This is a genomic window from Pseudacidovorax sp. NFM-22 (assembly GCF_021401245.1).
In the GTDB taxonomy this organism is placed as follows: domain Bacteria; phylum Pseudomonadota; class Gammaproteobacteria; order Burkholderiales; family Burkholderiaceae_C; genus Xenophilus.
Window position 1 is genome coordinate 997,760 of record NZ_JACBFY010000002.1, and the last position, 26,694, is coordinate 1,024,453.

Sequence of the window (26,694 nt, forward strand, 5' to 3'; positions counted from 1 at the left end):
TGGGCCGCGTCAGAAGCGGTAGGTGGCCGACAGGTAGGTCACCACGGGGTTGAGCTTGAGCCGCGCCTCGCTGGTGAGCAGCGGCAGGCCGGTCGCCGTGGTGGTGGTGAGCGTCGCCTTGGTCTTGAGTGGGATGTACGAGACCGACAGCGAGATGCCCCAATGGCGGTCGAACTGCCAGGCGGCGCCCACGTTGAACACCGGCGCGAAGGAGCTGTCGAGCTTGGCCGAGGTGACAGTGCTCAGCGGTGGCCGTCCGGCCAGGCCGCCGACGGCGCCCTGCAGGCCCGGCGTGAGGCTCACGTCGCTGTACCAGACATAGGTGCCGCCTGCGCCGACGAAGGGCCGGAAGGCGTCGTTGCCGTTGCCGAAGTAGTACTTGCCCAGGATCGTGGGACTCCACTGCCGCGCCTCGCCCAGCTGGCCCACGCGCGCCAGCGTGCCTTCGCCATTGAGCTTGAACTTGGGCGGCACGCCGAGCACGCCTTCCACGGCCCAGTTCGGATCGATGAAGTAGACGGCGCTCAGTCCCAGGGTGTCGGCACTGCTGACACCGGCGCCGGAGCCCGGCACCACGCTGGGAATGGGCGAGGTCACCGTCAGCGGCTTGCTGGAGTCGCGCGGCGAGAAATGGAGCCAGCCGGCGCCCATGACCCAGTCGCCCGCCTGCTGGGCGAGCGCCGGGGTGGCGGCCAGGCCGCCCAGGGCGGCGAGGGTCAGAGTCTGGAGGAGTCGTTGTTGTCTCTGCATGGAAGAGTCCTTTGGATGAGGGATGCGTGCCGTCCACGGGCCGACTCCGGGGTGGAGACGCCGATGCGAACGACCGTTCGCTTTTTATCCCAATTCCGGGGTGGACGCCGTCAGGACTTGTCTTACACACGCGAGCAGCGTGCGCATGGGCACCGACTCGCCCGCCTGCTCGGCCCGCAGCACGCGCACCGGCACCGGCAACGCCGGCACCAGCGCCAGGCGGTCGACCTTGGCCGGGTCGGCCGACAGCGCCGTGCAGCCGTCCACCAGGGCCGCGCCCAGGCCGTGGTGGGCCATGGCCAGCGCCGCGTGGTAGGTCTGCACCGTGACCACCGCCTGCAGGCCGACGCCGGCCTCGCGGCAGGCCTGGGCCACGCCCAGCCCGAGCGGATCGCGGCCATCCAGCGCGATCACGGGCACGTCGGCCAGGTCGGGCAGCGACAGGCGCCCTGCCTTCACCAACGCCGCCGGCAGCAGGCCGCGCGGCGCCACGCAGACCATGCGGCTGTCGGCCACCGGCTCGTTCACCAGGCCCGCATGCGGCAACGCACTGAAGGCGAAGCCGATGTCCGCCTCGCGCAGCAGCAGGGCCGAGACGATCTGCGGCGTGTGCAGGGCCTCCACGCGGATCGCCACCGCCGGATGCCGGGCGCGGAAGGCGACCAGCGCCCGCGGCAGCACCTCGTGCGTCAGCGCCATCACCGCCAGGATGCGCAGCTCGCCCGCCACCTCGCCGCCATGGCGCAGCTGGCTGGCCAGGCGCTGCACCTCGTCGAGCTGCGCGAACAGCCGCTCGATGCGCGGATAGAGCGCCTGCGCCTCGGCCGTGGGAATGAGCCGTCCCTTGGCCCGCCGGAACAACGCGAAGCCCAGCTGCAGCTCGGCGTGCTGCAGCGTGCGGCTGACCGCCGGCTGCGTGACGTTGATGAGCCGCGCCGCCGCGCTCACGCTGCCGGTGAGCATCACGGCATTGAAGACCTCGATGTGGCGCAGGCGCATGCGGCGCTGTCAGTCGCCGGAGGCCGATGCGTCCTGCGCCGCGCGTGCCATGCGCTCGCTCTTCCAGTAGACATCGTCGCCGCCATCCACGCGGTTGAGCACGCGGGCCAGCACGAAGAGCAGGTCCGAGAGCCGGTTGAGGTAGCGCCGCGGCGCGTCGTTGACCACCTCCACGGCACCCAGCGCGACGATGGCCCGCTCGGCCCGGCGGGCCACGGTGCGGCACACATGGGCCTGCGACGCGGCACGCGTGCCGGCCGGCAGGATGAATTCGGCCAGGCGCGGCAGCGTGGCGTTGTGCGTCTCCAGCGCCTGGTCCAGCTGCAGCAGCGCCTCGTCCTTGAGCAGCGTGTAGCCGGGCATCGCCAGCTCGCCGCCGAGGTTGAAGAGCTGGTGCTGCACATCGACCAGCAGCTCGCGCACGTCGGCGGGCAGCGGCTCGCAGAGCAACAGGCCGATGTGCGAATTGAGCTCGTCCACGTCGCCCATGGCATGCACGCGCAGATGACCCTTGGAGACGCGGGAGTTGTCACCCAGGCCGGTGCTGCCGTCGTCGCCGGTGCGGGTGGCGATCTGGGTGAGGCGGTTGCCCATGCGGAATCCTTCCTTGACTGCGGTTCCTAGAATGGTAGACCGCGCCGGCATATGCCCGGCCGCCTGAAGGAGACACCCCATGAACGCCCCCGCCGACCTCGCCCGCCTGCATCCCGCCGTGGCGCCGCGCCCGGTGCCCGAGTCGCTGCTGGCCGCGCTGCGCGAGCGCTTCGGCGCGCAATGTTCGACGGCAATGGCCGTGCGCGAGCAGCATGGGCGCGACGAGTCGCCCTTCGACGTGCCGCCGCCCGCGGCCGTCGTCTTTGCCGAGAGCACGCGCGACGTGGCCGATGCGGTGAAGCTCGCGTCGGACGCCGATGTGCCCGTGATCCCCTTCGGCGTGGGCTCTTCGCTGGAAGGCCACCTGCTGGCCGTGCAGGGCGGCATCAGCATCGACCTGTCGCGCATGAACCAGGTGCTGGCGGTGAATGCCGAAGACCTCACGGTGACCGTGCAGCCGGGCGTGACCCGCCGGCAACTCAATGAGGAGTTGCGTTCCAGCGGCCTGTTCTTTCCCATCGACCCGGGCGCGGATGCGTCCATCGGCGGCATGACGGCCACGCGCGCCAGCGGCACGAATGCCGTGCGCTACGGCACCATGCGCGAGAACGTGCTGGCGCTGGAGGTGGTGACGGCCAGCGGCGAGACGATCCGCACCGGCACGCGCGCGCGCAAGTCCTCGGCCGGCTACGACCTCACGCGGCTGATCGTGGGCAGCGAAGGCACGCTGGGCATCGCCACCGAGATCACGCTGCGCATCTATCCGCTGCCCGAGGCGGTGTCGGCCGCCATCTGCTCCTTCCCGAGCATCGAGGCGGCGGTGCACACCACCATCCAGGTCATCCAGCTGGGCGTGCCGATCGCGCGGGTGGAGCTGATCGACGTGAACTCGGTGCGCATGGTCAACGCGCATTCCAAGCTGAGCCTGCGCGAGCAGCCGATGCTGCTGATGGAGTTCCACGGCTCGCCCGCCGGCGTGCAGGAGCAGGCCGAGACGGTGCAGGCCATCGCCAGCGAGATGGGTGGCAACGACTTCGAATGGGCCACGACGCCGGAGGAGCGCACCCGGCTGTGGACGGCGCGGCACAACGCCTACTTCGCGGCCGTGCAGTCGCGCCCCGGCTGCCGCGCCGTGACCACCGACACCTGCGTGCCGATCTCGCGCCTGGCCGACTGCCTGCTGGCCTCGGTGGACGAGGTGGACGCCAGCGGCATCCCCTACTTCCTGGTGGGCCACGTGGGCGACGGCAACTTCCACTTCGGCTACCTGATCGACCCGCACGACCCCGACGAGCGCCTGCGCGCCGAGCAGCTGAGCCACAACCTGGTGTCGCGCGCCATCGCCATGGGCGGCACCTGCACCGGCGAGCATGGCATCGGGCTGCACAAGATGGGCTTCCTGATCGACGAGGCCGGCGAAGGCGCGGTGGCCATGATGCGCACGCTGAAGAAGGCGCTGGACCCGAAGAACATCCTCAACCCGGGGAAGATCTTCAGCCTGTGAAGGCGGCGCTGCGGCGCGCGCCGGCTTCGACGGGCTCAGCCCGAACGGGTGGAGAAAAAGGCCGGGTCCGCCCAATGGCTGGACCGCCCAATGAACGGGTGGAGGAAAGGCCAGTGTCCGCCCAATGCCCTTCAGTTCGCCAAGAACCGTTCGGGCTGAGCCTGTCGAAGCCAGGGCACGCGCGTATCAATGCCCTTCGACCCTGCGGCAAGCTCAGGACAGGCCAAGCTCAGGGCGAACGGGTTGATTGACTGGCATTACAGCGTGCCGGTCGCGCCCTACTTCTTCGGCCGCGGCGCCGAGGTCTGCGACGGCGCGACGCCGCCGTCCACGCCCAGCCGGCCACCGCCGCCCAGGCCCTGGCCGCGCACCGTCTGCGCCTGGTAGTTGCGCAGCGATGCCACCATCTGGTTGTAGGCGTCCATGAAGGCGGCGCTGATGACCTTGCCCTGCGCCGTGTTGGCGTAGCCCCCCACCGCACCGCCCGCCCGGCCGCCGAAGAGCGAGCCCATGGCGCCGAAATCCGTCTTGGAGGCACTGCCCTCGGCGGCTGCGATCTGCACGCCCGAGCGGTTGTCGATCAAGGTCAGCAGGGTGCTGGCTTCCTTGGTCTGCATGCTGCCGCCCACGGCCGCCAGCGCGCGGCCCCGGTTGCCGCCGATCAGACCGCCCAGCGTGCCACCGATGCCCCCCGCGTCGTTGTTGTTGAAGACGACCTCCGGCGACAGGCCGTAGTCCGAGGCCACCATCTGGCCGCGGCCGAAGTTGCTGCCCTGGCGCATCTCGCCCGACTGCATCAGCGCGCGCTCGCGGCTCATGGCGTTCATGCCGGCGGCGCCCCGCTCCACCACCACGAAGCAGTTGGACTGCTGGATCATCAGCCGCAGCAGGGTGGCCGTGGGCGGCAGCTTGTACTGGTTGGTCAGCACCGTGTACCAGCCCGCCGACTGGTTCTCGATGAGGGAGACGGTGCCCAGCGGCGACTCGCAGCGCTCCAGCTGGCCGCTGGCGTTGACGCTGGTGCCACCCGCGGCGCCGCCGGTGGCCACGGTCTTGGCGGACTGGCTGCCCATCTGCAGGTCGGTGGTCTGGCAACCGGCCAGGGCCAGCAGGCCGGTCAATGCCAGGGCAAGGCGGGGAAGAATGGGCGTCGTCGAATTCATGGTCGGCCTCTCGCGGGTTGGAGACATGCCGTCGTGCCTGGGCAGACGGTGCGGCCGCAGCTTATCGGTGCGCCTGTGCCCCCCGCATCCGACGAAAGTGGAAGGCGGCGGCATAGAACTGCCGCGGCCCTCTTGCGGGTCGCCTATCCCGCCGTGGAACCACGCAGCCGTTCGATCAGGCCATTCAGTGCATCCAGCGAGCCGAAGTGGATCGCGAGTTCGCCGCTCATCTGGGTCTGGCCGCCGCGCTTGCTCTGCTTCTTGATGCGCACCTCGACGGCGGCGGTGAGCAGGTCGGCCAGTTCCTCCTCCACGCGCTGCAGGTCGCGCGGCTTCTCGGGCGCGGTGCGCTGGGCCTGGGGCTGCAGGCTGAACTCGGCCGAGAGCTTCTTGACCAGGCCCTCGGTCTCGCGCACCGACAGCTTGCGGGCGACGATCTGGTTGGCGGCCGTGATCTGCGCGGCGCGGTCCAGCGCCAGCAGCGCGCGCGCATGGCCCATGTCCAGGTCGCCGGCCATCAGCAGGCCCTGCACCGGGTCGGCCAGGTTGAGCAGGCGCAGCAGGTTGCTGGCGGCGCTGCGCGAGCGGCCCACGGCCTGGGCGGCCTGTTCGTGCGTGAGGCCGAACTCGCTCACCAGCCGCTGCAGGCCCTGGGCCTCTTCCAGCGGGTTGAGATCCTCGCGCTGGATGTTCTCGATCAGCGACATGGCCGCGGCGGCCTCGTTGGGCACGTCGCGCACCAGCACGGGCACGCTGTCCAGGCCCGCGATCTTCGCGGCGCGGAAGCGGCGCTCGCCGGCGATGATTTCGTATTCGGCGTTCTTGGCGGCCGCCTGCTCGGCATCGAGCCGGCGCACCAGGATCGGCTGCATGATGCCCTGGGCCTTGATGCTCTCGGCCAACTCGTACAACGCGCCCTCGTCCATGCGGGTGCGGGGCTGGTAGACGCCCGCCACCATCTGGTTCAGGGCCAGGGTGCTGGGATTGCCGTCGCGGCGCGGCGTGGTGGACCCTGCCTCGGCCGAGGCCGCGTCGTCGGTGGTGCGGCCCGCAGCGGGGCCCAGCAGGGCTTCGAGGCCACGTCCGAGGCCCTTGGGTTTCTTGGTTGCCATCAGCAGGAGGAAGAAGTGGGTTGCGGGGGCCGGATGAGCGCATCCAGCAGGGCGCGGCCTTCCGGCCAGTCGCCCAGGCCCGAGTCGGCGTTGAGATGGCCGCGAGCGCCGGCATCCACGAAGCGGGCGCCCCAGTGGCGCGCCAGTTCGCGGGCCTTGTCGGCGTCGCAATAAGGGTCGTCGGTGGCGCCCACCAGCACGGCCGGGAACGGCAAGGCCTGACGCACGATGGGCGCCCAGCCGGGGATCTGGTGGCGCAGCGATTCGCGCTCGACATCACCGGGCGCCACCAGCAGCGCGCCACGCACGCGGGCCGTGTGGCGCGAATGGGCGGCCCAGGCCGCGGTCAGGATGCAGCCCAGGCTGTGGGCGGCCAGCACCACCGGCCCGGGCGCAGCGAGGATCTCCTCCTCCAGCCGCGCGCACCAGTCGCCGCGCAGCGGGCGCATCCAGTCGTGCTGCTCGACGCGGTGGTCGCCATGCAGCGCCTCCCAGCGCGTCTGCCAGTGGCCGGGTCCGCTGTTCTGCCAACCTGGCAGCAGGAACACGGTGACCGGCTCAGTAGGATCTGGGTTCATTGCTATGAAAAGCGTAGCGATCAGGCGACCGGCGGAGGCACGTCGCCCGCCTCGTCCGGGGCCGCATCCGCCTGCTCCTCGCCCGCCACGGCATGCAGCACCGGCACCGTCTGGGGTGCGGGTGGCGTGGGCGCGGCCGTGGCGCTGGCCGGCGGCATCTTGCGCACCAGTTCCTCGGCGAAGGCCACATAGGCCTGGCTGCCCCGCGCGCCCGCGTCGAAGACCACGCCGGGCAGGCCATAGCTCGGCGCCTCGGCCAGCCGCACGTTGCGGGGAATGACGGTGTCGAACACCTTGTCGCCGAAGTGCGCCTTGAGCTGGTCGCTCACCTGCTGCTGGAGGGTGATGCGCGGATCGAACATCACCCGCAGCAGGCCGATGATCTGCAGGTTCTTGTTGAGGTTGGCGTGCACCTGCTTGATGGTGTTGACCAGATCGGTCAGGCCTTCGAGCGCGAAGTATTCGCACTGCATGGGCACGATCACGCCATGGGCGGCGCACAGGCCGTTGAGCGTCAACAGGCTGAGCGAGGGCGGACAGTCGATGAGCACGAAGTCGTACTCGGCGCCCACCGCGGCCAACGCGGTGCGCAGGCGCTTCTCGCGGCGGTCCAGGGCCACCATCTCCACCTCGGCGCCCGCCAGCTCGCGGTTGGCGGGCAGCACGTCGTAGCCGCAGGCCTCCACCGACACCCGGGCTTCGGCCACCGAGGCCGATTCGAGCAGCACGTCGTAGACGGTGTACTCGGCGCTGCGCTTGTCGATGCCCGAACCCATGGTCGCGTTGCCCTGCGGATCCAGGTCGATCATCAGCACACGCTGGCCGACCTTCGCCAGGCCGGCGGCGAGGTTGACGGTGGTGGTGGTCTTGCCCACCCCACCCTTTTGGTTGGCGATGCAGAAGATGCGGGCCATGTCGCGTGGATTCCTGAGGTCGGCGTCGGGGATGGGGGCGCTTACTGGCTGAGGGCCAGCTTGAGACCGAAGGCCACCAGCACGCCGCCTGCTGTCTTTTCGAGCAGGCTGGATAGGCGGCGGTTGGCGCGCAGCCTGTCGGCCAGATGGCGGGTGAGCAGCACGGCCACCAGTCCGTAGCCGAAGGTGAGGGCCGCGATGGTCAACGACATCGCAGCGAAGGTCAGCATGCCCCGGTGGTGGGCCGGATCGATGAAGAGGGGGAAGAAGGCCATGTAGAACACGATGGCCTTCGGATTGAGCAGGGTGATCGCCAGCGACTGCCGCAGGTAATGGCCGGGACGGATGTCGATCACCGCCTTGTCCCCGGGACGTGCCCGCAGCATCCGCAGACCCATCCACGCCAGGTAGCCGGCGCCCAGCCACTGGACCGCGTGAAAGGCTGTGGGATAGGCCGCCAGCAACGCAGCCACGCCCGCAACGGCGGACCACATCAGCACCTGGTCACCCAGGATCACGCCCAGCGTGGCCGCCAGACCCCCACGCACGCCGCCCTTGGCCGTGGAACTCACCAAGGCCAGGTTTCCCGGGCCGGGAATGGCCAGGAACACAAGGATGGCGGCGACAAAGGCGCCGTAGTCGGAGATGCCGAACATGGGAGTGAGCTACGGGAGGGAGCGGCGAGTCTACGCGAGCAAGGCGACGGAGCTGCCGTTTGGCAGCCGCCTGCAGGCGAGTCAGCTTTGTTTTTTGCGCATCCAGACGATGCAGCGCTCGGCATCCAGACCGGGGACGACGAGTTGTTCCACGTGAAACACATCCACGGAGGCCTGAAGCCGCTCGATCTCCTCGTCCGGCCGCTTTCCCTTCATCGCCATCCACACGCCCTCCGAAGCCAGAAGCTGGGCAGAGCCATCCACGAAATCCACAAGCGACGCAAAGGCCCGCGAAGTGATCACGTCGTAGCGACCTTCCAGTGTCTCCACGCGCGCGTGGAGACCGCGAAGTCGGGGCAGTTGCAAGGCGCCGGCCATCTGCTGCACAAAGGCCATCTTCTTGGCGACGGCATCCAGGCAATGCACTTCCAGGTCGGGACGGCAGATGGCGATCACGACCCCAGGCAGGCCGGCACCCGAGCCTACGTCCAGCAGGCGCCCTGCCGCCGGTTGCTGTCGCCCCAGGGCTGGAACCGCGGCAAGGCTGTCCAGCAGGTGATGCGTGATGACCAGCGCCGGATCGCGGAGCGCCGTGAGGTTGTAGACCTTGTTCCACTTGAGGATGGCGCTGCCGTAGTCCAGCAGCTGACCGATCTGCGCATCGGCCAGGTCCAGTCCCAGCGCCCGGGCGCCCTCCTCCAGTTGTTCGCGTTGCGCTTGGCTCACGGCACTCATGCGGGCACCGTCTCCGTGTCCTTCTGCTGGAAGGCTTTGTAGCCACCCTTGCGCAGATGAATCATCAACAAGGAAATCGCCGCAGGCGTGATGCCGGAGATGCGGGACGCCTGCCCCAGGGTTTCCGGCCGATGCTTGCTCAGCTTTTGCCGCGCTTCGATGCTGAGCGCCTGGACCTGCATGTAGTCGAGGTCGTCCGGCAGGCGAAGGCTCTCGAAGTGCGCCGCGCGCTGCACTTCCTCGTGCTGCTTTTCGATGTAGCCCGCGTACTTGGCCGCGATCTCCACCTGCTCCACTTCGTCCGGCGCCAGCGGCTGCGCGGGCCGGTACTTGCCGCCGTCCAGCGACAACAGGCTGTCGTAGCGGATGTTCGGCCGGCGCAGCAGATCGCCCAGGTTGTATTCGTGCTCGATGGCCTTGCCCAGCACCCGCTCGGACTCGCTGGCCGGCAGGTTGCGGGGATTCACCCAGGTCGACTTGAGCCGCTCTGTTTCACGTGAAACAGCGTCGCGCTTCCGGCAGAAAGCGTCCCATTGCGCATCGCCCACCAACCCCAGCTGACGGCCCGCTTCGGTCAGGCGCATGTCCGCGTTGTCCTCGCGCAGCTGGAGCCGGAACTCGGCCCGGCTGGTGAACATGCGGTACGGCTCGGTCACGCCCTTGGTGATCAGGTCGTCCACCAGCACGCCCAGGTAGGCTTCGTCCCGCCGGGGCACCCAGGCGTCCTTCTCCTGGCACAGCAGCGCCGCGTTCAGGCCGGCGAACAGGCCCTGCGCCGCGGCCTCCTCGTAGCCCGTGGTGCCGTTGATCTGCCCGGCAAAGAACAGTCCCTGGATCGCGCGCGTCTCGAAGCTGCTCTTCAGACCGCGCGGGTCGAAGTAGTCGTACTCGATGGCGTAGCCCGGCCGCAGGATGTGTGCGCTCTGCAGGCCCGGCATGCTGCGCACCATGGCCAGCTGGATGTCGAAGGGCAGGCTGGTAGAGATGCCGTTGGGGTAGTACTCGTGCGTCGTCAGGCCTTCGGGCTCCAGGAAGATCTGGTGGCTGTCCTTGTCCGCGAAGCGATTGATCTTGTCTTCGACGCTGGGACAGTAGCGGGGGCCCACACCGTCGATGCGGCCGGTGAACATGGGCGAACGGTCGAAGCCCGAGCGGATGATGTCGTGCGTCTGCGCATTGGTGTGCGTGATCCAGCACGGCATCTGCTGCGGATGCATGTCGGCCCGGCCCATGAAGCTGAACACCGGCATCGCGGGATTGCCGCCGCCGGGCATGCCGTCGCCCGGCTGCTCCGTGCACTGGGAAAAGTCGATGGTGCGGCCATCGATGCGCGGCGGCGTGCCGGTCTTCAGGCGTCCCTGCGGCAGCTTGAGCTCCTTGAGCCGCGCCGACAGGCTGACCGCAGGCGGGTCCCCTGCCCGGCCGGCCTGGTAGTTGTCCAGTCCGACGTGGATGCGGCCATCCAGAAAGGTGCCCGCCGTCAGAACCACCGCCCGCGCGCGGAAGGCAATGCCCACCTGTGTGACGGCGCCCACCACCCGGTCGCCCTCCAGCAGCAGATCGTCAACAGCCTGCTGGAACAGCGTGAGGTTGGGCTGGTTCTCCAGCCGATGCCGGATCGCCGCCTTGTACAGGATGCGATCCGCCTGCGCCCGGGTGGCGCGCACGGCCGGTCCCTTGCTGGAATTGAGGATACGGAACTGGATGCCTGCCTCGTCCGTGGCGATGGCCATGGCGCCGCCCAGGGCGTCCACTTCCTTGACCAGATGGCCCTTGCCGATGCCGCCGATGGACGGATTGCAGCTCATCTGGCCCAGGGTCTCGATGTTGTGCGTGAGCAGCAGCGTGCGGCAGCCCATGCGGGCTGCGGCCAGCGCCGCCTCGGTGCCGGCATGGCCGCCACCGACGACGATCACGTCGAAGGAATCGGGATGGATGTACATGAGGAATGTCTCGAAAAGATGGGGTCGGAGGTGGCTCAGGCCTCGATCAACTCGGTGCGCAAGCCGACGGCCGCGGCCGCGGCCGCCTGGCGCCGGTCGGCCGTCACGAACAGGTCGACGCCGGCCGCCTGTGCCGTGCCGATGGGCAGTGCATCGAAGGCATGGAGCCGGGTCGCTTCCATGGCCGCCATGGCCAGCGCCTCGACGCGCCGGTCCATGGCCATGCACTCCAGCTCGGCAAAGTCTTCGTGGATGACCGCCATGATGCGGCGGTAGTCCTCGTCGGCCAGCACGCCTTCGTGGCGCTGCCGGTTGAGGGCGCTGGCGATCTCGGCCTTGCAATGGGCCGCCACCACCACGGCGGAGGCCTGGGCGCTCAGCGCGAGCAGTTGCTCCCGGCCGGGTTCGGCGATGTAGCGCTTGGCCAGCGCCGAGGCATCGAACAGCACGCGCATGCGTCAGGCGCCCCGCTCGCGCTCGTCGATGATGAGCTGGGCGCCCGTGCGGCCGTCGGGGCGCACCAGCTGCAGCGGTTCGATGGGCTGCTTCCAGCGCGGGACGCGGGCCACCGGCTCGGCCGCCTCGCCCACCGGCACCAGGTCGGCCACCGGCCGGCCGTGCCGCAGGATGCGCACACGCTCGCCACGCTCGACGAGATCGAGCATGGCCGACGCGTTGGCGCGAAACTCACTCAGGGGAAGGGTGTGCATGAATGTACAAAATTGGCGTTTTGTACATTCTAGGAAAAGGCGCAATCCCTTCACCGGCCGAAGGGTGCGCGGACAGGTCGCCAAAAGCAAAAGAGCGCAGGGATCGCCTGCGCTCTCTTATCGGTGAAGGGGACCTTCGCCCCTTCAGATCCGCCAAATCAGGCCGTAGCCAATTCGCGGACCGGCTGGGCGGCCGTGATCGCCGCACGCTTGCGCCGGCTCACAGGCAGTTGCCAATTGCGCTGGGTGACGTCGATCACATGACGTACCCGCTCCTTGGGCGACACCAGCGCGCCGATCCGGCGCGTCCCTGCAATGGAACGGAGGATGTCCAGCGTGTCCACGGTGTTCAATCCAGCACCTTCTTGGCAGCGCCCACGCCCAGTGCGGCGAGCACCACGAACACCACGGCCATCAGCAGGAACAGGCCGAACAGCAGCTTGGCAATGCCAGCGGCGCCCGCAGCAACGCCGCCGAAACCCAGGGCACCGGCCACCAGGGCGATCAGGGCAAAGATCAGTGCGTACTTGAGCATGGTTGACTCCTTTGTCGTCTCGTTGTGCGGCGAGCATTCGACTGAGCCTGCCGCGGTGCCTGAAGCGTAGTTGCGGCCTGTGCACCAAGCTGGACAGTGCCGCCCGCATGACCCCGTAGGACAAGCTCGCGCGCCGATCCAAGTACATTCGCGCTGCCGTGCAGGCCGCCACCGGACTGCACGCCACCCTCTCGCTTCCAGACCTTTTCCAACAGAAGGAGCCCTCCGCATGAAGCTGTATTACTCCCCCGGCGCCTGCTCGCTCTCCCCGCACATCGCCCTGCGCGAAGCCGGCCTGGCCTTCGAGCCGGTGCTCGCCAGCACCAAGTCGCACAAGCTGCAGGACGGTACCGACTACTACGGCATCAACCCGCTGGGCTACGTGCCGCTGCTGGAGCTGGACGACGGCACCCGTCTGCGCGAAGGCCCCGCCATCGTGCAGTACATCGCCGACCAGGTGCCCGCCAAGAATCTGGCGCCTGCCAACGGCACGCTGCAGCGCTACCGCCTGCAGGAATGGCTGACCTTCATCGGCACCGAGATCCACAAGGGCTTCAGCCCGCTGTTCAACCCGGCCGTGCCCGAGGAGGCCAAGAAGGTCTTCGCCGACAAGCTCAAGACCCGCTTCCAGTGGCTGGACAGCCAGCTGGAAGGCAAGGACTACCTGATGGGCGAGCACTTCAGCGTCGCCGACGGCTACCTCTTCACCACCGTCAACTGGGCCAAGCCGATGAACATCGACCTGAGCGCCTACAAGCACCTGCTGGCCTGGCATGCGCGCGTGGGCGCGCGTCCGGCGGTGCAGGAAGCGCTCAAGGCCGAGGGCCTGGCCAAGTAAGCCCCGGCGCGTACCGACGAAAGGGCGGGCGAGGCGCGAAGGCGCAGCGCCCGCCCTTTTCCGTGGCGGAGCCGGCAGGCGCGCCTACACCGAAAACCACAACCCTGCCCTGGCGCCGGCACTGCCGGTGGCCTACGCTGCCGCCTTCGCTTCCTCACCCTCCAACTCCACAACATCCAACGAGCCATGAGTTCTTCCCTCTTCGACCCCGCACAGGCCGGCGACCTCCAGCTCGCCAATCGCATCGTGATGGCGCCGCTGACGCGCAACCGTTCGCCCAACGCCATCCCGAAGCCGATCACGGCCACCTATTACGCGCAGCGCGCCACCGCCGGCCTGCTGATCACCGAGGCCACGGCTATCAGCCACCAGGGCCAGGGCTATGCCGACGTGCCGGGTCTGTACGGCACCGAGCAGCTCGATGGATGGAAGCGTGTCACGCAGGCCGTCCATGAGGCTGGCGGCAAGATCGTCACCCAGCTGTGGCACGTGGGCCGTGTCTCGCACGACAGCCTGCAACCCGACGGCCAGCCGCCGGTCGCGCCCTCGGCCATCGCCGCCAAGACCAAGACCTACCTGATCGACGCGCAGGGCAACGGCAGCTTCGCGCCCACCTCCACGCCCCGCGCGCTGGACCTGGAAGAGCTGCCCGGCATCGTCCACACCTTCGCCGCGGCTGCCCGCAACGCCGTGGAGACCTGCGGCTTCGACGGCGTGGAGATCCATGCCGCCAATGGCTACCTGCTCGACCAGTTCCTCAAGGACGGCGCCAATCAGCGCACCGACGACTACGGCGGCAGCATCGAGAACCGCGCGCGCCTGCTGCTGGAATGCACCCGTGCCGTGGTCGACGCGGTGGGCGGCGGCAAGGTGGGCATCCGCCTGTCGCCGGTCACGCCGGCCAACGACATCGTCGACAGCGATCCGCAGCCACTGTTCGACCACGTGGTGCGCCAGCTGGGCCCGCTGGGCCTGGCCTATGTGCATGTGATCGAAGGCGCCACCGGTGGCCCGCGCGAAGTGGAAGGTCGCCCCTTCGACTACGAGGCGTTGAAGAAGGCCTACCGCGAGGCCGGCGGCAAGGGCGCCTGGATGGTCAACAACGGCTATACCCGCGAGCTGGCCGAAGAAGCGGTGAAGAAGGGCGCCGACCTGGTCGCCTTCGGCCGCCCCTACATCGCCAACCCGGACCTGGTGCGCCGCCTGAAGGAGAACGCCCCGCTCAACACGCCGGACACCAAGACCTTCTACGGCGGCGGCGAGAAGGGCTACACCGACTATCCGACGCTGAGCTGAGCGCTTGCGGAGGCGGGGGCCGGGCAGGCGCCGATGCCTCCGCCCCAGCCGTTCGGGCTGAGCCTGTCGAAGCCTTGCGTGGCGCTTCGACGCGCTCAGAGTGAGCGGCTTCTTTTCAGCAGCAGCGCATTGGCCATCACGCTGACGCTCGAAGCCGCCATGGCCGCACCGGCCACCACCGGGCTGAGCAGCCCGAAGGCCGCAAACGGGATGCCGACCACGTTGTAGGCGAAGGCCCAGAACAGGTTCTGCCGGATCTTGGCCACCGTGCGGGCCGACAGGTCGAAGGCCTGTTCCACGAGGGCCAGGTCGCCGCGCATCAGGGTGATGCCCGCGGCTTCCATGGCCACATCGGTGCCGTTGGCCATGGCCAGGCCCACATCGGCCGCGGCCAGCGCAGGCGCGTCGTTGGCGCCGTCGCCCACCATGGCGACCACGCGTGCACCGCCTTCCTTCAAGGCCGCCACGGCGGCCGCCTTGTCGGCCGGCAGCACCTGTGCCCGCACGTCCTCGGCCGCGATGCCCACGCGCCGGGCAAGGGCCTGCGCGGCACGTGCGTTGTCGCCGGAGATCATCACCACCCGCAGTCCCCGGGCACGCAGGGCCGCCACCGCCTCTGCCGCCCCCGGCTTGGGCTCATCGGTGAAGCCGAGCAATGCCTCGACCGCCTTCGCCCGCTCACCCTCCGCATCGAGGCGCACCAGTGCGGACACCGAGGAACCTGTGGACAAGAGCGCCTCGACCTTCTCCGCGGGCAGCACAGCACCCAACTCTTCGCACCAGCGCAGGCTGGCGAGCGCCCAGGGCGCGCCGTCGACCACGGCGCGGATTCCGCGGCCCGGCACGGCGCGAACCTCACGCGCCTCGTCGGGCGAGAGGCCTCGCGACTTCGCGGCCTCCATCACCGCCCGCGCCAAGGGGTGTTCGCTGCCCTGCTGCAGCGTGGCGGCGATGCGCAGCACCTGCCGTTCGTCCAAGGTCCCCACGGTGTCGAGCCGGCTGAGTTGCGGCTGTCCGCGCGTGAGCGTGCCCGTCTTGTCGAAAGCCACCGTGTCCACCCGGTGTGCGCGTTCCAGCGCCGTCGCGTCCTTGATCAGGATGCCGTGGCGTGCGGCGACGCCGGTGCCGGCCATCACCGCGACCGGCGTCGCCAGGCCCAGCGCGCAGGGGCAGGCGATCACCAGCACGGCCACGGCGTGGATCAGCGCCGTTTCAAGCGGCGCACCACCCAGGAACAGCCAGCCCAGCAGCGTCAGCAGCGCCAGGCCCAGCACGACCGGCACGAACACGGCGGCCACCCGGTCCACCAGCCGCTGGATGGGCGCCTTGGCCGCCTGCGCGTCCTCCACCAGCCGGATGATGCGGGCGAGCACGCTTTCCGTGCCGACGGCCAGCACCTCCACCACCAGCCGGCCGGCGCCATTGACCGAGCCGCCCGTCAGCCGGCTGCCGGCCGACTTGGCGACGGGCAGCGGTTCGCCGGTGAGCATGGATTCGTCCACTTCCGACTCGCCTTCCAGCACGCGGGAATCGGCTGGGATGCGTTCGCCGGGCCGCACGGCCAGCCGGTCGCCCACCATCACCTCGGCCAGCGGCACATCGCTTTCCTCGGTGCGGCGACCACGCGACTGCAGCAGGTGCGCCGTCTCGGGCCGCAGCTGCTGCAGCGCCCGGATCGCCGACGTGGCCTGCCGTTTGGCACGCGCCTCCAGCCATTTGCCCAGCAGCACCAGCGCGATCACCACCGACGAGGCCTCGAAATAGAGATGGGGTTGGCCGCCGTGCGCGCCATGCAGGCTGGCGCGCCACCAGAGCCACAGTGACAGTCCGAAGGCAGCGCTGGTGCCCAGGGCGACCAGCAGGTCCATGTTGCCGGTTCCCGCCCGGGCCGCATGCCAGCCTGCGCGGTAGAAGCGCGCGCCCAGCACGAACTGCACGGGCGCCGCCAGCAGCAGTTGCAGCCAGGCCGGCAGCATCCAGTCCAGCCCGAAAGGCATCCCCAGCATGGGCAGCACCAGGGGAAAGGACAGCAGCAGCGCCGCGGCCACCGGGCCGAATCCTGCCCACGGCCCCGCCTCCGCTTCTGCCTGCGTCGCCTCGGCATTGCGCGGTTCGTAGCCAGCCTGCCGCACGGCGCGCCGCAACCGGACCGCGGCATCGGCACCGTCGTCCCCCGACCAGCGGACGCGGGCCGATTCCGTCGCCAGGTTCACGCTGGCCTCCTGCACACCCGGCACCTGGCGCAGGGCCTTTTCCACACGGGACACACAGGAGGCACAGGTCATGCCGCCGATGCCAAGGTCCAGCGTCTGCGCGGCCCCCGGGACGGGCGCGGTGTCGATCGAAGTTGCATTCATGGACGCAAGGCTACGGCTTGACACGGTGGCAAGGTCAAGACGTCTTGGCCACGTCGACGGACATCGGAAACGCGCAGCACGGCGCCCACAGGGTTTTGTTGCCTTGACCTTCACATCGTGTCAAGGTCCACACTCCAGGGTGTTCCCTTTTTTTTAGGCCCTCTCACAGGTTTTTTTTATGACTTCTCCTCTCCACGTCTTCCAGGTCAGCGGAATGAGCTGCCAACACTGCGTCCGTGCCGTCACCCAGGCGGTCCAGGATGTCGATCCCGATGCCGAGGTGCGCATCGATCTGCCTGCTGGTCGCGTCGAGGTACAGAGCGCCGAAGCCCCCTCCGCACTGCAGGACGCCATCCGCGAAGCGGGCTACGCCGTCCAGGGCTGACGCCTTTTTCCTCACGGAACCTGGTCCAGCCGTGGCCCCCCGTTCCTCTTCCTCGTCCACCGCGACGGCCCCACCGCTCACCATCGGCCAGGCCGCCGCCCGCTCCGGCGTGTCGGCCCGCATGGTGCGCCATTACGAGACGCTGGGCCTGCTGCCCGCCGTCTCGCGCACCGACGCCGGTTATCGCCTCTACGGCGATGCCGACGTCCACTCCCTGCGTTTCATCAAGCGGGCCCGCGACCTGGGCTTTTCCATCGACGAGATCCAGCAGCTCGTCGGCCTCTGGCATGACCGCAGCCGCTCGAGCGCGGCGGTGAAACGCATCGCCCGCACCCACCTGGACGACCTGGACCGGCGCATTGCCGAACTCCAGGCCATGCGCGGCACGCTCGCGCACCTGGTCCATGGCTGCCGGGGCGACCATCGGCCCGATTGCCCCATCCTCGAAGACCTCGCAGGAAGCGGCCTGCCGCGCTGAACACGCGTCGGATCGCCCAGGCCCGGTGATCCGGCCGGGCGGATGTGCCCATCGCGGCCCTCCCTCACGCCACACGAACGCTTGCGCGAAGCCGCGGAAGGCCTGCGTTTGTGGAAAAGCGGCCGCCTTACCCCCGGACGGCGCCCAGGACGCCGTGTTGTCCGCTTCTCCCCAGCTGGACTGGATAACTTTGTGGGCAACTCGCGCGTTGTCTTGTAAAGGCACTGCAAGTCCTTGATATCAATGAACTTTCAACAATCTGCACAAATAATCAGCAGTGCATATTTAAGGCGTCCAAAGCCCAATCCCACATTTGCACCCCCCTTGTCAAAGGACAACTGTGGGGATGAATCCGGCACAACTGCCCGGTTATCCACACCCGAGGGCGGACGGCCGGCATTTGTCCCCATCGGTGCGACATCCACGAAGCAACCCTGCCCACATGGATGGAGGACCGCCAAATGCCTGTCCGGCCGGGGGATTCATGGGTTTTCCACAGGCGCAGGGCTTCCTTATCTATTACGACTATTCAGATATTGAATATGAAGGAAGGAATACCAGGACAACGGGCGCCCGCAAAAAAAGTGGGGGTGTCGTGGCACGCCGACCATGGCGCCCCGCAACCGGTCCGGCGCGGAACGACCGAAGCGCCCTCCGGCTGCGGGACGCCGAAAACGCCGTCTGTCCCCATATTCGTTGGACAACTTTGTGGGCAACTGTCGGACTGCCTTGTAAAGCCAACGCAACTTATTGATTTTCAAAGACTATCTTTGGGCTGCTCATTTTTTTGGCAGTGCATAGTTTGGGCCGGCATTGGCGCCCGGCAGCCAGAAAGCGGACCTCCTGTCAAAGAACAACTCTGGGGACGGCTGTGGAACAAACCCCCTCTTATCCACAGACGGGGCGCTTCGGCCGAGGTTGTTCGCCCGCGCACGACAGCACGGACGCAGGGTTGCCCACATCCGCCGCTCGGCGCCAAATCCTTGGCCGGACGGGGAAAACCAGGGTTATCCACAGGCCGGGTGCATCCTTATCTATGAGGACTAATGTTGAAATAAAAGAAAAGAACAAAGTCAGGACAACGCCTGCGCCGAACGTCAAAGCGCAATTCACGGTCTTTCCGAAATCGCTGGGTGCCCTGCGTCCGCACCGCTACGATCCGCCCCCATGCCGAATCCACCCCCTGCCGTTGCCACGGCCCCGACCGCGCCATCGGTCGGGGGACGGCCGCGCATCCTGGTGGCGGAGGACGAGCCGGGCATCGCCGACACGGTGCAGTACGTGCTGCGCAGCGACGGCTTTGCGCCGGTGTGGTGTGCCACCGGTGGCGCCGCCCTGGCGGAATTCGCCGCCGAGCCGCCGGCGCTCGCCATCCTGGACATCGGCCTGCCCGACATGAACGGCTTCGACCTCTTCCGGCGATTGCAGGCCCTGCCGGGCGCGGCGGACGTGCCCATCGTCTTCCTCACGGCCCGCACCGACGAGATCGACCGCGTGGTGGGGCTGGAGTTGGGCGCTGACGACTACATCGCCAAGCCCTTCTCACCGCGGGAACTGGTGGCGCGGGTGCGGGGCATCCTGCGGCGCAGCCAGCGGGCGGGTCCGGTGCCTGCGATGCCGGTGACGACACCGGCCACGGCGCCCCAAGCGCCCACCCTGCCCTTCGTGGTCGACGACGAACGCCTGCAGATCCGTTACTACGGCCGCGTGCTCGAGCTGTCGCGCTACGAATTCGGCCTGCTGCGCCTGCTGGTGCAGCGCCCGGGCCGCGTGTTCAGCCGCGAAGAACTGCTCGACCGCGTCTGGGGCGGCGACAGCGAAAGCCTGGACCGCACCGTCGACGCCCACGTCAAGACCGTGCGCGCCAAGCTGCGGGCCGTGGCGCCCGAGGTCGAGGCCATCCGCACCCACCGCGGCACCGGCTACGCGCTGCACGAAGACCTGCCGCCTTCCACGCCCCTCGTCCCATGAGGCGTTCGCCGAGCCGGCGCACCCGCATCTTCCTGGCCGTGCTGCTGATCTACGTGGCCGGCATCACCTGGCTGCTGTGGCGGGTGGTGGGCGACATCGACCCGCGCTACCGCGAATCGGCCGAGGAGGCGCAGGTGGAGATCGCCCAGCTCATGGCCACGCTCATCGAGCAGGACGTGATCGCCGGGGCCATCGACACCCGGCGGCTGGAGCCGCTGTTCCGCGCCCTCTATGCGCGGGAGTTCTCGGCCCAGATCTACAACCTGCACAAGCAGAAGGTGGAATTGCGGGTCTACGTCACCGACCGCAGCGGCCGCGTGATCTACGACTCCACCGGCCGTGCCGTGGGCGCCGACTATTCGCGCTGGATCGACGTCAGCCGCACGCTGGCCGGCGGCTATGGCGCCCGCGCCACGCGCGACATGGAGGCCGACCCGCTCAGCTCGGTGCTCTATGTGGGGGCGCCCATCCGCTGGGCAGGCGAGATCGTCGGCATGGTGGGCGTGGGCAAGCCGGTGCAGAGCTTCGGCCAGTTCGTGCAGGACGCCCGCCAGCGCGTGATCTGGGTCGGTGCCGGCTCGGCGGCGGCATTGCTGGTGCTGGCGCTGATCGTCTCGGTGTGGCTGGTGCGCCCCTTCGGCCTCACGGCCGACTACATCCGCTGGCTGCGCACGCAGCGCGGCTTCCATCCTTTGCGCATGCTGCGTCGCGCCGCCGCCATGGGCCGCGCGGCGGTGCAGGAGATGGGCGATGCCTTCACCGGCCGCAACTACGTGGCCGACTACGTCCAGACCTTCACCCACGAGATCAAGAGCCCGCTGTCGGCCATCCGCGGCGCCGCCGAGCTGCTGCAGGAGGCCGGCATGCCGCCCGAGGAGCGCGAGCGCTTCCTGGCCAACATCGGCCGCGAGAGCGAGCGCATCCAGCAGCTGGTGGACCGCATGATGGAACTCACGGCCCTGGAGACGCGCCGCGTGCTCGACCAGGTGCAGCCCGTGGCCCTGGGCGCCCTGCTGCGCGAGGCCGCCCAGGGCGTGGCGCCGGCCGCCGCGCGCCGTGGCGTGGTGATCGACGTGCAGGGCCTGCGCGAGGACCTGGGCGAGGTGCATGCCGACGGCGATCCGCTGCTGCTGCGACAGGCCGTGGGCAACCTGCTGGACAACGCCATCGACTTCTCGCCCGAGGGCGGCACCGTGCGGCTGAGCCTGCGGCTGCAGGGCCGGCGCGGCGTGATCGCGGTGCGCGACCAGGGGCCGGGCATCCCGGCCTATGCGCAGGCGCAGGTCTTCCAGAAGTTCTATTCGCTCGCGCGCCCGCACAGCCAGAAGAAGAGCACCGGCCTCGGCCTCGCCTTCGTGCGCGAGATCGCGGCGCTGCACGGCGGCAGCATCGCGCTCGGCAATGCGGAAGGCGGTGGCGCGCAGGCCACGCTGACCTTGCCGCTGATCAGTGGGCCGCTGCGATGAGGCGACCCGGACGATGCCCGCCAACCCGCACCTTCCCCGCCTGCCGACGATCCACGCTGCCATGACCCCCGACGACCCCCAAGACCTGTGCGCCCACCTGCAACAGCTGGAGGTGGAACTGCACCATCCCGGCGTGCCCTGCGACGCGGGGCGGCTGGAGGCCTTGCTCCATGTCGACTTCCATGAGGTGGGCCGTTCCGGCCTGCCCTACGACCGCGCCACCGTCCTGCGCTACCTGTCGCAGGTGCTGACGCCGCCGGCGGTGCATTCCAGCGACTTCCGGCTCGAACGGCTGGCGCCGGACCTGGCGTTGCAGACGTTGCGGGTCTCGCTGTGGAAGCGCGAGGGTCCGGCCTGGCAGCTGCGCTACCACCAGGGAACGCCCGCGGCGTCCGCTGACTGAGGGAGGGGCGCCCGATTCGGGCCTGCGTCGGCCCGGCATTTGCATGGTCGGCGTCATCCAGGCCCGCGGGCCGCGTTCTCCCCCCTTTCCCATGCGTGCATCCTCTCCCTCCTCGCGGCCGACCATCGTGGCCGGCATTCCCAAGCTGCCGGCACGCAGTGCCGCCATCGTCGTGCCCCTGCTGCTGTCGCTGCTGATGAGCGGCGTCGTCTCGGCCATCAGCACGCTGCGCGGGGGGGGCTGGACGCCCGATTTCCTGCATCTCTGGCTGGGCGCCTGGATGCTGTCCTGGGCGGTGGCCTTTCCGCTGGTCGTGGTGCTGCTGCCCACGGTGCGCCGCCTGACCGGGCTGGTGGTCGACCTGCGCTGACGACGCAGCCGCGTCCCATGAAAAAACCCGGCCGAGGCCGGGTTGTCGAGACAGGTGGCGCGCGGCGCCTCAGCGGAACATGTTCAGGATCCGGTTGCGCTCGTCCGGCTGCGCAGGCGCTGCAGGTTGCCCAGGCTGAGCAGGCTGGCCCGGCACGGCCGGGATGACCGGCTGGTTGCCCCACGACGGCGCAGGGCCGCTCGTCGGGGCGCCGCTGTTGACCTCCACCGGCGTGATCGGCGTCAGGGCGGCTTCCACCCCGAGCGACTGCACGCCCTGCCCATTGGCGTACTCGTCGTACATCCATTCGCCGCTGGCGTTGGTCACGCCCGGCGGCACGTCCAGCTTGGCCACCGGCACGCCCTTGAGCGCGCCCTGCATGTAGCGCGTCCAGGCCGGCAGGGCCAGGCTGCCGCCGGTCTCGCCGCGCACGCCCAGCTGGCGCGGCGTGTCGTAGCCGATCCAGGCCACGCCCACGCGGGTCGGCTGGAAGCCCGCGAACCAGGCGTCGTGCGAATCGTTGGTGGTGCCGGTCTTGCCATAGAGGTCGTCGCGGCGCAGCGTCGTGTAGGCGCGGCGGCCGGTGCCGTTCTTGACCACGCTGTTCAGCAGCGTGTCGATCACGAAGGCATTGCGCGCGGGGATCACCCGGCCGGCCTCGTCCGCGGGCTTGGGCGGGGTGTCCTCCAGCACCTGGTCGCGCGCGTCGGTGATGCGGGCGATCAGGCGCGGCTCCACCTTCAGGCCACCGTTGGCGAACACCGAGTACGCCGCGGCCATCTGCAGCGGCGTCACCGAGCCGGCGCCCAGGCCCATCGTCAGGTACGCGGGATGCTTGTCGGCCGCGAAACCGAAATGCGTGATCCATTCCTGCGCATAGGCCGGCGTGATGGCGTCCAGCACGCGGATGGTCACCACGTTCTTCGACTGCTCCAGCGCCTGGCGCAGCGTGATCGGACCGGCATAGGTGTTGTCGTAGTTCTTGGGCTCCCACGGGGCACCGCCAGTGGCGGCGGCGTCGAAGGACAGCGGCGCGTCGTTGACGATGGTGGCGGGCGTGAAGCCCTTCTCCAGCGCGGCCGAGTAGATGAAGGGCTTGAAGCTGGAGCCCGGCTGCCGCCAGGCCTGCGTGGCATGGTTGAACTTGTTCTTGTTGAAGTCGAAGCCGCCCACCAGCGCCTTGACGGCGCCGTCGCGCGGGTCCATCGCGACGAAGGCACCTTCGACTTCGGGCAGCTGGGTCACTTCCCAGCCGTTCTGCGGGCCGGTGCGGGCGATGCGCACGATGCTGCCGCGGCGGATGCGCAGCGGCTCGGCCGCCTTCTCCACCAGGCCGCGCTGCACGGCCTGCAGGCCACGGCCGGTGATCTCCACCGAATCGCCGTTGGCGCGCACCGCCACCACCTTGCGCGGGCCCGCCTCCAGCACCACGGCCGCCATCATGCCGCCGCTGTCGGGCTTGTCCGAGAGCGCATCGTCCACTGCGTTGTCCACATCGGCACTGTCGGTGGGCAGTTCGACGAAGCCTTCGGGGCCGCGGTAGGGCTGGCGCTGCTCGTAGTCGACGATGGCCTCGTGCAGGCCCTCGTAGGCCGAGCCCTGGTCGTTGCGCGTGATGGTCGTGTAGACCTTGAAGCCCTTGGTGTAGGTGTCGTCGCCGTACTTGGCCACCATCTGCTGGCGCACCATCTCGGCCACGTAGTCGGCATGCAGCTGCGACGGATCGCCGGCATCGCGCAGCTTGAGCGGCTCCTGGCGGGCCTTGGCGGCGTCGGCCTCGCTCAGGTAGCCGGTCTCGACCATGCGGTTGATCACGTACTGCTGGCGCGCCACCGCACGGCGCGGGTTGGCGATGGGGTTGTTGCTGCTGGGCGCCTTGGGCAGGCCGGCCAGCATGGCGGCTTCGGCCACCGTGATGTCCTGCAAGGGCTTGCCGAAGTAGGTCTGGGCCGCGGCCGCGAAGCCGTAGGCGCGGTTGCCCAGGTAGATCTGGTTCAGGTAGATCTCGAGGATCTGGTCCTTGGTCAGCTCGTCCTCCAGCCGCCAGGCGAGCAGCGCTTCCTTCAGCTTGCGGCTGAAGGTGCGCTCCGAGCTGAGGAACATGTTGCGCGCCACCTGCTGCGTGATGGTTGACGCGCCCTGCCGCACGCCGCCGTGCAGCGCATTGGAGACCACCGCCCGCGCCAGGCCGATGGTGTCGAGTCCGCCGTGCTGATAGAAGCGCGCGTCCTCGGTGGCCAGCACCGCGTCCTTGAGCACCTTGGGGATCTTGTCGATGGGCACCAGCTGGCGGCGCTCTTCGCCGAACTCGCCGATCAGGTCGCCATCGGCGGTGAACACGCGCAGCGGCAGTTTGGGCTGGTAGTTCTGCAGCGTGCTCACGTCGGGCAGCTGGCGCGACATCAGGGCCGCGGCAATGCCGACGATGGCGGCGCCGCACACCACCGCGGTGGCACTGCCGATGGCAGTCCACTTGGCGGCCCGGCGCAGGCGGGGATCGGACAGACGGTCTTTGAAGGACATGGGAAAGAAACAGGAAGAGGTCGCCGGCGGGAGGGAACGCGAGCATGCCCGCCCGCCGGAAGGCCGCCGTAACAAGGCGTTGCCTGCACACCGGCAGGCGCGCAAGCCTCGCGCCGCCACGGCAGCCACGCTGTCGGACGGCGGCAGCATTCTCGGTGCGGCGGGTGCCACGCCGTCGGCAGGGCCATCGTCGCCGCGGATCTTGAAAGGAGGCTGAAGGGCGCTGCACACGGACTTCACACAGGCTTCACACGGCCCGGGAGGCTTCATCGGCCCTTCCTTCTGGCTTCGGACACCGCAGGGACAGTCCTTCCCATCGCACACACCGAGGAAGGAACCGACCATGAATCCGAACTTGTCCTTGCGCCGCCGGCGCAGTCCCGAAGCCCGCGGCTGCGGCCTGTGGGCGTTCACGGCGCTGATGGCGCTGGCCGCCTTTGCGTTGCTGGTGTGCCGGCCTGTTCTTGCACAGGAAGCTGGCAACGATGCCACCGCGAGTCCCTATCTGGTGGTGCAAAGCGACACCCCCGGCACCGACCGCCTGCCCCTCAAGCGCACCGACGTCGACGTGCGCATCGCCGGGGTCATCGCCGACGTGCGGGTGACGCAGACCTACCGCAACGAAGGCGAACGCACGCTGGAGGCGCGCTATGTCTTTCCCGGCTCCACGCGCGCCGCCGTGGGCGGCATGAACGTGCGCATCGCCGACCGGCTGATCACGGCGCAGATCCGCGAGAAGCAGCAGGCGCGGCTGGAGTACCAGGAAGCGAAGCAGGCCGGCCAGACGGCCGCGCTGCTCGAGGCCGAGCGGCCCAACGTCTTCCAGATGAACGTGGCCAACATCCGGCCCGGCGACGAGGTGCGGGTGGAGCTGCGCTACAGCGAGCTGCTGTTGCCGCAGTCGGGCCGCTACCAGTTCGTCTACCCCACCGTGGTGGGCCCGCGCTACGTGGGCGCCGGCGGTGGCGGGGGACAGTGGAGCGCCCAGCCCACGCTGCCCGCCGGAACGGCCAGTGCCGCGGCCTTCTCGCTCAAGCTGAGCCTCGATGCGCCGCTGCCGCTGGCGGACATCCGATCGTCCAGCCATGCGCTGGCCATCCAGCCCGGGCGCGACGACCGGCATGCTGCCCTCACCTTGCGCGAGGATGGCCGGCCGCTGGCCAACCGCGACTTCGTGCTCGACTTCGCCCTCGCCGGTGAGCGAATCCAGTCGGGCCTGATGCTCTATCCGGGCAGCGGGCCGGATGCGGAGAACTTCTTCCTCGCGATGGTCGAGCCGCCGCGCGCCGTGGCTGCAGAGCGCATCGTGCCGCGCGACTACCTCTTCGTGGTGGACATCTCCGGCTCCATGCACGGCTTTCCGCTGGACACGGCGCGTGCCATGCTGACGCGGCTGATCGGCGGCCTGCGGCCCAGCGACACCTTCAACGTGATGCTGTTCGCCGGCAGCAACCGCATGCTGTCGCCCAGGCCGGTGCCGGCGACACGGCCCAACATCGAGCGGGCGCTGAAGACGCTCACCGACATCCAGGGCGGCGGCAGCACCGAGCTGATTCCGGCCTTGCGTCAGGCCTATGCCCAGCCCAAGGCCGAGGGCGTCTCGCGCAGCATCGTGGTGGTGACCGACGGCTATGTCACGGTCGAGCGCGAGGCCTTCGCGCTGGTGCGCGAGCACCTGGACCAGGCCAACCTGTTCGCCTTCGGCATCGGCTCCTCGGTCAACCGGCACCTGATCGAGGGTCTGGCTCGGGCGGGCCGTGGCGAGCCCTTCGTCATCACCGACGAACGGCAGGCGCCCGAGCAGGCGGCACGCTTCCGTCGCATGGTGGAGTCGCCCGTGCTCACCGGCCTGAAGGCGCGCTTCGAGGGCCTGGAGGTGTACGACGTGGAACCGGCCCGGCTGCCCGACGTGCTGGGCGAGCGGCCCGTGGTGCTCTTCGGCAAGTGGCGCGGCACGCCGCGGGGCCAGCTGGTGGTCGAAGGCCGCAGCGCCGAAGGTCCGTGGCGCCAGGTGCTGCCGGTGGACGCGGACAGCCTCGCCCCGCAGGCCCTGGCCCTGCGCGCCCTGTGGGCCCGCGACCGCATCGCGGCGCTGGACGACCAGGAGGGCCTGGAAGGCAGCGGCCAGCAGCGCGAGGCCATCACCGCGCTGGGACTCAAGTACAGCCTGCTCACCGCCTACACCAGCTTCATCGCCGTCGACCAGGTGATGCGCGGCACGGGCGATGGAGGCACGACGGTCGACCAGCCGCTGCCGCTGCCCGAGGGCGTGAGCGAGCTCGCCCTGGGCATGCCCGTGCCGGCCACGCCCGAACCCGAGACGCTGGGTGCCGTGGCCGTGGCGCTGGGCATGCTCGCCATGCTGCGCCGCCGGCTGCGTCGGCACGATGCGCGGCGCATGACCGCCTGATCGA

Annotated in this window: 26 protein-coding genes; 10 read left to right on the top strand and 16 right to left on the bottom strand. The window is 69.2% G+C overall.

The genetic code is table 11. The features are described 5' to 3' along the window. Window positions 1-9: 9 nt before the first annotated feature. The 3 genes from L0984_RS10155 to L0984_RS10165 all read right to left on the bottom strand — a co-directional run bounded on the left by L0984_RS10155 (window position 10) and on the right by L0984_RS10165 (window position 2,343). Window positions 10-750, bottom strand: a complete 741-nt coding sequence (locus L0984_RS10155) for an OmpW/AlkL family protein (RefSeq protein ID WP_017757385.1) — start codon at window positions 748-750, stop codon at window positions 10-12. An 84-nt stretch (window positions 751-834) separates the two neighbouring features. Continuing rightward, window positions 835-1,749 carry a LysR family transcriptional regulator gene (locus L0984_RS10160; RefSeq protein ID WP_234193566.1) on the bottom strand — a complete coding sequence of 305 codons (915 nt, stop codon included), beginning with the start codon at window positions 1,747-1,749 and terminating at the stop codon, window positions 835-837. Between the two features lie 9 nt (window positions 1,750-1,758). Then, window positions 1,759-2,343, bottom strand: a complete 585-nt coding sequence (locus tag L0984_RS10165; RefSeq protein WP_234193567.1) for a cob(I)yrinic acid a,c-diamide adenosyltransferase — start codon at window positions 2,341-2,343, stop codon at window positions 1,759-1,761. A gap of 79 nt (window positions 2,344-2,422) precedes the next feature. On the opposite strand from L0984_RS10165, the gene L0984_RS10170 reads away from it, so the two are divergent. Then, entirely contained in the window at window positions 2,423-3,847 is a 1,425-nt protein-coding gene (locus L0984_RS10170; protein WP_017760138.1) for an FAD-binding oxidoreductase, read from the top strand. A gap of 278 nt (window positions 3,848-4,125) precedes the next feature. On the opposite strand, the gene L0984_RS10175 is transcribed toward L0984_RS10170, so the two are convergent. From L0984_RS10175 to L0984_RS10225, 11 genes are all read right to left on the bottom strand, one after another. Continuing rightward, window positions 4,126-5,010: a CsgG/HfaB family protein gene (locus L0984_RS10175; RefSeq protein WP_234193568.1), complete on the bottom strand. Its 885-nt coding sequence runs from the start codon at window positions 5,008-5,010 to the stop codon at window positions 4,126-4,128. A gap of 143 nt (window positions 5,011-5,153) precedes the next feature. After that, window positions 5,154-6,122, bottom strand: a complete 969-nt coding sequence (locus L0984_RS10180) for a ParB/RepB/Spo0J family partition protein (RefSeq protein ID WP_234193569.1) — start codon at window positions 6,120-6,122, stop codon at window positions 5,154-5,156. Continuing rightward, window positions 6,122-6,700, bottom strand: a complete 579-nt coding sequence (locus L0984_RS10185; protein WP_234193570.1) for an RBBP9/YdeN family alpha/beta hydrolase — start codon at window positions 6,698-6,700, stop codon at window positions 6,122-6,124. The genes L0984_RS10180 and L0984_RS10185 overlap by 1 nt, the downstream gene beginning before the upstream one ends. A gap of 20 nt (window positions 6,701-6,720) precedes the next feature. Continuing rightward, window positions 6,721-7,614: a ParA family protein gene (locus L0984_RS10190; RefSeq protein ID WP_234193571.1), complete on the bottom strand. Its 894-nt coding sequence runs from the start codon at window positions 7,612-7,614 to the stop codon at window positions 6,721-6,723. Between the two features lie 41 nt (window positions 7,615-7,655). Next, window positions 7,656-8,270, bottom strand: a complete 615-nt coding sequence (locus L0984_RS10195; protein ID WP_234193572.1) for a LysE family transporter — start codon at window positions 8,268-8,270, stop codon at window positions 7,656-7,658. 81 nt (window positions 8,271-8,351) lie between these two features. Then, window positions 8,352-9,005, bottom strand: coding sequence for a 16S rRNA (guanine(527)-N(7))-methyltransferase RsmG (rsmG, locus tag L0984_RS10200; RefSeq protein ID WP_234193573.1), 654 nt, complete (start codon window positions 9,003-9,005; stop codon window positions 8,352-8,354). Continuing rightward, window positions 9,002-10,948, bottom strand: a complete 1,947-nt coding sequence (mnmG, locus tag L0984_RS10205) for a tRNA uridine-5-carboxymethylaminomethyl(34) synthesis enzyme MnmG (protein WP_234193574.1) — start codon at window positions 10,946-10,948, stop codon at window positions 9,002-9,004. The genes rsmG and mnmG overlap by 4 nt, the downstream gene beginning before the upstream one ends. A gap of 35 nt (window positions 10,949-10,983) precedes the next feature. Continuing rightward, window positions 10,984-11,403 (bottom strand): type II toxin-antitoxin system VapC family toxin, encoded by a 420-nt coding sequence (locus L0984_RS10210; RefSeq protein WP_017760146.1) that lies wholly within the window; start codon window positions 11,401-11,403, stop codon window positions 10,984-10,986. A 3-nt stretch (window positions 11,404-11,406) separates the two neighbouring features. After that, complete coding sequence (locus L0984_RS10215) at window positions 11,407-11,658, bottom strand: type II toxin-antitoxin system Phd/YefM family antitoxin (RefSeq protein WP_017760147.1); 252 nt, start codon at window positions 11,656-11,658, stop codon at window positions 11,407-11,409. A 158-nt stretch (window positions 11,659-11,816) separates the two neighbouring features. Then, a complete protein-coding gene (locus tag L0984_RS10220) occupies window positions 11,817-12,002 on the bottom strand; it encodes a hypothetical protein (RefSeq protein WP_234193575.1) in 186 nt (61 codons plus the stop codon). A gap of 5 nt (window positions 12,003-12,007) precedes the next feature. Next, window positions 12,008-12,193: a DUF1328 family protein gene (locus L0984_RS10225; RefSeq protein ID WP_114801744.1), complete on the bottom strand. Its 186-nt coding sequence runs from the start codon at window positions 12,191-12,193 to the stop codon at window positions 12,008-12,010. Window positions 12,194-12,422: 229 nt separating this feature from the next. Between L0984_RS10225 and gstA the strand changes: the two genes are divergently transcribed. Together gstA and L0984_RS10235 are read left to right on the top strand one after the other, a co-directional pair. Then, on the top strand, window positions 12,423-13,031 hold the full coding sequence (gene gstA, locus L0984_RS10230; protein WP_234193576.1) for a glutathione transferase GstA: 609 nt from the start codon (window positions 12,423-12,425) through the stop codon (window positions 13,029-13,031). Between the two features lie 186 nt (window positions 13,032-13,217). Beyond that, window positions 13,218-14,327: an alkene reductase gene (locus L0984_RS10235; protein WP_234193577.1), complete on the top strand. Its 1,110-nt coding sequence runs from the start codon at window positions 13,218-13,220 to the stop codon at window positions 14,325-14,327. A gap of 95 nt (window positions 14,328-14,422) precedes the next feature. Here the strand turns inward: L0984_RS10235 and L0984_RS10240 are convergent, their stop codons facing one another. Further along, window positions 14,423-16,684: a heavy metal translocating P-type ATPase gene (locus L0984_RS10240; RefSeq protein ID WP_234193578.1), complete on the bottom strand. Its 2,262-nt coding sequence runs from the start codon at window positions 16,682-16,684 to the stop codon at window positions 14,423-14,425. Window positions 16,685-16,898: 214 nt separating this feature from the next. Here L0984_RS10240 and L0984_RS10245 point away from each other — a divergent pair, with 214 nt between their 5' ends. The 6 genes from L0984_RS10245 (at window position 16,899) to L0984_RS10270 (ending at window position 21,757) form a co-directional block, all read left to right on the top strand. Further along, the gene (locus L0984_RS10245) at window positions 16,899-17,069 is read left to right on the top strand and encodes a heavy-metal-associated domain-containing protein (protein WP_370645923.1); all 171 of its coding nucleotides are present in this window, start codon (window positions 16,899-16,901) and stop codon (window positions 17,067-17,069) included. Window positions 17,070-17,100: 31 nt separating this feature from the next. Then, on the top strand, window positions 17,101-17,547 hold the full coding sequence (gene cueR / locus L0984_RS10250) for a Cu(I)-responsive transcriptional regulator (RefSeq protein WP_370645924.1): 447 nt from the start codon (window positions 17,101-17,103) through the stop codon (window positions 17,545-17,547). A 1,167-nt stretch (window positions 17,548-18,714) separates the two neighbouring features. Beyond that, window positions 18,715-19,518, top strand: a complete 804-nt coding sequence (gene creB / locus L0984_RS10255; RefSeq protein ID WP_234193580.1) for a two-component system response regulator CreB — start codon at window positions 18,715-18,717, stop codon at window positions 19,516-19,518. After that, window positions 19,515-20,984, top strand: a complete 1,470-nt coding sequence (gene creC / locus L0984_RS10260; RefSeq protein ID WP_234193581.1) for a two-component system sensor histidine kinase CreC — start codon at window positions 19,515-19,517, stop codon at window positions 20,982-20,984. The genes creB and creC overlap by 4 nt, the downstream gene beginning before the upstream one ends. Window positions 20,985-21,045: 61 nt before the next feature. Next, window positions 21,046-21,387 (top strand): nuclear transport factor 2 family protein, encoded by a 342-nt coding sequence (locus L0984_RS10265; RefSeq protein ID WP_234193582.1) that lies wholly within the window; start codon window positions 21,046-21,048, stop codon window positions 21,385-21,387. A 91-nt stretch (window positions 21,388-21,478) separates the two neighbouring features. Then, on the top strand, window positions 21,479-21,757 hold the full coding sequence (locus L0984_RS10270) for a DUF2798 domain-containing protein (protein WP_234193583.1): 279 nt from the start codon (window positions 21,479-21,481) through the stop codon (window positions 21,755-21,757). Window positions 21,758-21,826: 69 nt separating this feature from the next. Here the strand turns inward: L0984_RS10270 and L0984_RS10275 are convergent, their stop codons facing one another. Continuing rightward, the gene (locus L0984_RS10275) at window positions 21,827-24,280 is read right to left on the bottom strand and encodes a penicillin-binding protein 1A (protein WP_234193584.1); all 2,454 of its coding nucleotides are present in this window, start codon (window positions 24,278-24,280) and stop codon (window positions 21,827-21,829) included. A 343-nt stretch (window positions 24,281-24,623) separates the two neighbouring features. Between L0984_RS10275 and L0984_RS10280 the strand changes: the two genes are divergently transcribed. Next, window positions 24,624-26,690, top strand: coding sequence for a VIT and vWA domain-containing protein (locus L0984_RS10280; RefSeq protein ID WP_234193585.1), 2,067 nt, complete (start codon window positions 24,624-24,626; stop codon window positions 26,688-26,690). Window positions 26,691-26,694 lie beyond the last annotated feature (4 nt).